General features: G+C 60.7%; 4 protein-coding genes. All 4 read left to right on the forward strand.

Annotated features, from left to right (window positions below; translation table 11 throughout):
* On the forward strand, window positions 1-485 hold a 485-nt coding region (gene tssL / locus EOB36_RS32705), incomplete at its 5' end, for a type VI secretion system protein TssL, long form (RefSeq protein ID WP_128286514.1).
* A gap of 22 nt (window positions 486-507) precedes the next feature.
* Window positions 508-4041, forward strand: coding sequence for a type VI secretion system membrane subunit TssM (gene tssM / locus EOB36_RS32710; protein WP_128286515.1), 3534 nt, complete (start codon window positions 508-510; stop codon window positions 4039-4041).
* Between the two features lie 158 nt (window positions 4042-4199).
* Window positions 4200-4973, forward strand: a complete 774-nt coding sequence (locus tag EOB36_RS32715; protein WP_128286516.1) for a protein phosphatase 2C domain-containing protein — start codon at window positions 4200-4202, stop codon at window positions 4971-4973.
* A partial coding sequence (locus EOB36_RS32720; RefSeq protein ID WP_164897692.1) for a serine/threonine-protein kinase occupies window positions 4973-6155 on the forward strand: 1183 nt, incomplete at its 3' end. The genes EOB36_RS32715 and EOB36_RS32720, both read left to right, overlap by 1 nt.

The following is a 6155-nucleotide window of genomic DNA, read 5'->3' on the forward strand; positions in this document are numbered from 1 at the left end:
CGGCTGTGACGATGACAGTCACTCCGCCCGCCGCCGCCAACCAGATCGATCGCATCCGCTCGGCACTGGCCAAGGATATCGCACGCGGTGGGCTGGCCGTCGGCACGCAGGGCATGTTCATTGTGGTGGAGATCAACAACGTCCTGTTGTTCCAGTCCGGCAGGGCCGAGGTGAACCCGGAGTTTGGGCCGATTGCCGCAGACATCGCCGCCGCGCTGGAACCCGAGCCCGGACCGATCAGGATCGTCGGCCATACGGACAATGTGAAGCCGCGAAAATCGAGCGCGTTCAAATCCAACTTCGACCTTTCGGTCGCCCGGGCGAAGGCTGTCGAAGCGATGATGGCGCCGAGGTTCAGCAAGCCTTCGCGGATCACGGTCGAGGGCAAGGGTGAGGACGAGCCGATCGCCGACAATGCGACGCCGGAAGGCCGCGCCCAGAATCGCCGTGTTGATGTGATGATCCCCAAGGAGGAGACATTGTGAGCACGGCCATTTGGAAGCGCCCATGACGCGTTGGCTGCTGCGGATATTCAGCGTCATGGCGTTGGCCGGTTTCGCGGCAGCCGTCTGGTTTGCCGGCCCATTGATCCGCTTTGCCGATACCCGCCCGCTGGCACCCGTCTGGCTGCGCGTGACGATCATCGGCGTGATCGTTGCGACCGTGACGCTCTTCTATGGATTTCGTTTCTGGCAAATGCGAAAGGCGCAAAAAGCGCTCGAAACCATAGTTGCCCGCAACGACGACAAGGATGACGACTCGCAGGTGCTCGAGGCTCGTATGAATGAGGCCATCGCTGCGCTCAAGCGGTCGAGCGGCAAGCGCAATTTCCTCTACGAGGTCCCCTGGTACATCGTCATCGGCCCGCCCGGTGCCGGCAAAACAACGGCGTTGGTCAATTCGGGTCTGAATTTTCCGCTTGCCGGTTCGGGGGACGCCCAGCCGGTGGCCGGCGTTGGCGGCACCCGATCCTGCGACTGGTGGTTCACCGACCAGGCGGTGCTGATCGACACCGCCGGACGCTACACGACGCAGGATTCCAACGCGCAGAGCGACAAGAAGAGCTGGCTCGCCTTCTTGTCGGTGCTCAAGAGATACCGCGCCAGGCAACCGATAAACGGCGTTATTCTGGCCATCAGCCTTGCCGATCTCATGAGCCTCGATGATCAGCAGCTTGGTGTCCATGTCGTTGAGATACGCAGCCGTCTGCGCGAAATTCACGAAACACTGAAAATCCGGTTCCCGGTGTACCTGCTCTTCACCAAGGCCGACCTTGTCTCCGGTTTCATGGATTATTTTGGCGGTTTCGACGAGCAGCGCCGCCGCAAAGTATGGGGCACGACATTCCAGACTGCCGATCGCAGCAAGAACATGGTCGGTGAGTCACCGGCCGAATTCGACGCATTGGCAAAACGCCTGACAGACGAGATGGCCGACCGCCTGCAGGAAGAGGCCGATCCGGTCGTGCGCATATCCATCTTTGGCTTTCCAGCCCAGTTTGGCGCGCTGAAAGGCCGTATTACCAGTTTCATCGCCAGCATTTTCGATCCGGCCCGCAGCCAGGTGAACGTCAGCCTGCGTGGATTCTATTTTTCATCAGGCACGCAGGAGGGTACGCCGATCGACCAGGTGCTGGGCGCAATCGGTCGCAGTTTCGGCAGCGCCTCTCGCGCCCACCTTTCCGGCGCTGGCAAAAGCTTCTTCTTGCATGATCTTCTGACCGGCGTCATTTTCGCGGAATCCGGGTGGGTTTCATACGACAAGTCGGTCGAAAGGCATGCAGCGATCGCCAGATATGGCGGTCTTGGCGCAATAACATTGTTCGCTGCGGCGGCTCTGGGCACCTTGGCCCTGAGCTTTACGGCCAACAGATCGCTGATCGCCTCTACCACGCAAGCTATAAGCCAGTATCGCGAGACGGCAGACCCGCTACTCAAAAGCACGACGGTCGCCGATGTCGACCTCGAAAACGTCATTGGCCCGCTCGACCAGTTGCGCGATCTGCCGGCCGGGTTCGGCACCAGTGACTTGCCGACACCTATCGAGGAGACGTTCGGCCTCGGTCAGCGGGAAAGACTTCTTTCGGCATCGAAAACAGCTTACCGGCAAGCGCTGGAGCGCATGTTCCGCTCGCGCCTGCTGCTTCAGGCCGAACGGACGATCCAGGTCAAGATGGCTGATCCCGCCGCGCTCTACGAACCGCTGAAGATCTACCTGATGCTTGGCGGCAAGGCGCCGAAGATCGACGATGAGTTGATCGTGTCCTGGATGAGGCAGGATTGGGAGCAGAACCGTTATCCGGGCGAAAACAACCGCGCGGGACGGGCGCAACTCGAAAAGCATCTGCGCGCCATGCTTGCGTTGGATGACGCCTATGATCCAGTTTTCGAACTCAACCAGCCACTTGTCGAATCCGCTCAACGCTCGCTCGGACGCATGAGCCTTGCCGATCGTGCCTCCGCCTTGGTCAAGTCGGCGGTATACGCGGCAGCGCTGGACGATTTTTCCGTCTCTGTGGAAGGCGGCCCGGAAGCACAGCTGTTGTTCGAGCGTGTCGACGGTGGCGATCTGTCCGGCCTGCGCGTTCCCGGTCTCTACACCTATGGCGGCTTCAACAACTTCTATCTCGGACAACTCTCGCGCATTGCGCAGACGCTTGTCGACGACCAGTGGGTTCTCGGCGGCGGTGGCGAGCAAGGCGGCATCGATCAGGAATTGCTCAAGCTCGGTCCCGAACTTCTCGATCGCTATGGGAGGGAATTCGCCGCGGCGTGGAACGGCGTTCTCGACAAATTGAAGTTCAAGGCGATGCTGAAGGACAAGCCGCAGTATATCGCGCTCTCCGCCGCCGCGTCACCAACCTCGCCAATCGACCAGCTTTTTACAGCGATCGCCGACGAAACAGCTCTGACGCGAGAAGCTGGTTCCGAAGCCGACGCGCTTCAAGACCAGACGCAGAACCCTGCAGATGTCGCCAGGGGATTAGCCCGCATCGGCATTCAAATCGCCATCGGCAAATCGCAAAGCCGGGCCGGTACAGGGTCCGCTAGCGCGCAAAACCCTGGGGCGAATATCGAAGCGCAATTCAGATCGTTCCGGGCTTTGGTGAACGGTCCGGCCGGACGCCGCCCAATCGATGCGTTGACCCAGAATTTCCGCGATATCTATCAGAGCCTGCAACTGGCGGCCGATGTCCCTTCGCAAACGGAACGCGTCAACATGAATCTACAGCTGCAGATATCCACCCTGCGCGCCAATGTCTCGCGTCTGCCCAAGCAACTCGCCCGAATGGTCACCGCGACCGCCGACGAGTTTGACGGCAATGTCGCAGAAACCTCCTTAGCGAATTTGAACCAGATGCTCGACCAGACGGTCACGCGCACTTGCGAGGAGGTGGTTGCGGGCCGTTATCCATTCGCCGGCAATGGCCCGGAGGATATTGCGATGGCGGATTTTGCGAAACTGTTCGCTCCAGGCGGGCTGATGGACCGGTTCTTTGCACAGAATCTCGCATCGCTAATCGACATGACCGGCCAGGACTGGAGCTGGAAACAGGATGCGCGCTTCGGGCGCGACCTGTCGAAGTCGACCTTGAAAAACTTCCAGTTGGCCGCGGAAATCCGCAACGCCTTCTTTCCTTCAGGTGGTTCGGTGCCCTCGGTCAGCGTCACCTTTACCCCGTTTTCACTGCATGGCGATGCCGATACGGCGGTCCTCGACGTCGATGGCCAGATCGTCCAAAGCAACCAGGCCGGCAACGCGCCAAGCACGGTGACCTGGCCGAGCGGCATGGCTTCCGCGTCCGCGAGCCTGAGCCTTACGCCGGAAATGCCGGGCCGTGAGTCCGCGATCAAGTTCGACGGTCCGTGGGCGCTGAAGCGTCTGCTGGACAAGGCTGATATCACCAGCACAGGCGGCAACACGGAAGCCCGCTTCGTGATCGGCGGACGTGATGTCGCCTATACGATCCAGACCAATTCGGACCCCAACCCTCTCTTCCTTCCTGCGCTTTCGGGGTTCAACTGTCCAAAGGCGTTTTGAGATGACATTGAGCTTCCCGATACGGTGGCGCTGTCCATCGGCAACAGACACGCGAACGTTGATTTCGATACTCTAATGTTCGAGCCTGTGGCAAACTGGCGCGAGCGAGCGCCTGACAGTGCGCCGTAGAGGACGCTTGAGAAGCGCTTGGTGGCAAATTGAACAATGTCGCCCTTCCCTTTGAAAGCTTCGGCGTCAGCCACAGAGGCTGTGTCCGTGAGCTCAATGAAGACAGCTATCTGGTCGAGCCGGAAACTGGCCTGTGGGTGGTGGCCGATGGAATGGGTGGACATGATGCTGGGGAAGTCGCTTCGGCCAGCATCGTCGATCATCTGGCAACGATCGGCATTGCAAGCTCTGCACCGGATCTTCGCGCGCGCTTCGAGGACCGGCTGAGCCGGGCTAACGCCGAAATCCGCAGGATATCGGAATCTCGCGGAGTAACCATTGGCTCCACCGTCGCGGCCCTGCTGGCGATGGATGGGCGGTTTGCCTGCCTGTGGGCTGGCGACAGCCGCGTCTATCTGATCCGCAACGCGTCGATCTCCCAGATTTCGAAGGACCACACCGAGGTTCAGGAACTTCTCGACAGAGGCATGATCAGCGCAGCCGAAGCGCTCACCTGGCCGCGCCGCAATGTGATCACGCATGCGGTCGGTGTCAGCGACGAGATCGTCGTTGACTTCCAGCAAGGCGAAATCATGCCGGGGGATATATTTGTGTTGAGCACCGACGGGCTGACAGCGCATGTCACAGACGCCGAGATCGAGGCGGCGGCGGTGTCGGCGACACCTCAGGCGGCATGCGAAAACCTGCTGCAAATGGTGCTGGCGCGCGGGGGAACGGACAATGTCACGATCGTGCTCGTCAAGATCGGAGACGGGCGCAATGGGGCCTATCTCGGTGCTTCCAGAGCGGAAGGCTGCGGCTGATGAGCGCCGACGACAAGACGCGGATATCGCCTGACGTGGCCACCACAGCGGTGGGCACGCAACTCAGCGGCATCTATGAACTGGACGAGCGGATCGCATTCGGTGGCATGGGCGAAGTCTACCGTGGCCACAACATCCAGACCGGCGACCACGTCGCGATCAAGATCGTCTTGCCCGAGTTCGCCCGCGATCAGACGATCCTGTCCCTATTCCGCAAGGAAGCGTCGATCCTCAATCACCTATCGCACGACGCGGTCGTGCGATATCACGTCTTCACCATCGATCCGGGGATCGGACGCCCCTACCTTGCGATGGAATTCGTCGACGGCCAATCGCTGTTCGATATCATGCGACGTGGCCCGATGCCGACGGAAGACGTGCGCAAGCTCTGCCATCGCCTCGCTTCCGGCTTGAGCGCGGTGCACCAGGCGGGGGCAATACACCGCGACCTCTCCCCGGATAATATCATCCTGCCAGGAGGCCGGGTCGAACGCGCAAAGATCATCGATTTCGGCATTGCGCGATCGGCGACCGTCGGCGGAGAGACCCTGATCGGCGGAAAGTTCGCGGGGAAGTACAACTACGTTTCTCCCGAACAGCTCGGGCTCTACAGCGGCGATGTCAGCGAGCAATCCGACATCTACAGCCTGGGGTTGGTGCTGGCCGCTGCTCTACGCGGCAAACCGATCGACATGGGCGGCTCGCAGTTCGAGATCGTGGAAAAACGCCGAACCGTTCCGGACCTATCAGACATCGATGCCGATTTTCGTGGAATTGTTGAGGCCATGCTGCAGCCGGATCCACAAGACCGGCCGATCAGCATGGCGGACATCGCCAGGATGACACGCGACGACACGGATGAGGAGACAACGCCGCCAGCGTCGATCACACCCCGAGACCGGACAGGTTTGCCGCGAAGGGGGGGAACCGTCGCGCCTGGCCCCAAGCTCCAAAGTCAGCCTCCGGCGGCTCCCGGCGAGCGGGTCTTCGTTCCGCATGTCCGGCCGGCGCATCTGTCCGAACCGAGGCCTTCGGCAGTTGCCGGTCCTCCTCGGGCGGTTTTGCCTAATGACCCTGGAAAGTCCGCCAAGACTCGATCCATCGCGATCGCTGCCTTGGCGACGTTAGCTGTAGCGTCCGGTGCAGGCATTTATCTGACTGGCTTGATGACGCCTTCCACAC

Origin of the sequence: Mesorhizobium sp. M6A.T.Cr.TU.017.01.1.1 (assembly GCF_004023115.1) — a bacterium.
In the GTDB taxonomy this organism is placed as follows: domain Bacteria; phylum Pseudomonadota; class Alphaproteobacteria; order Rhizobiales; family Rhizobiaceae; genus Mesorhizobium; species Mesorhizobium mediterraneum.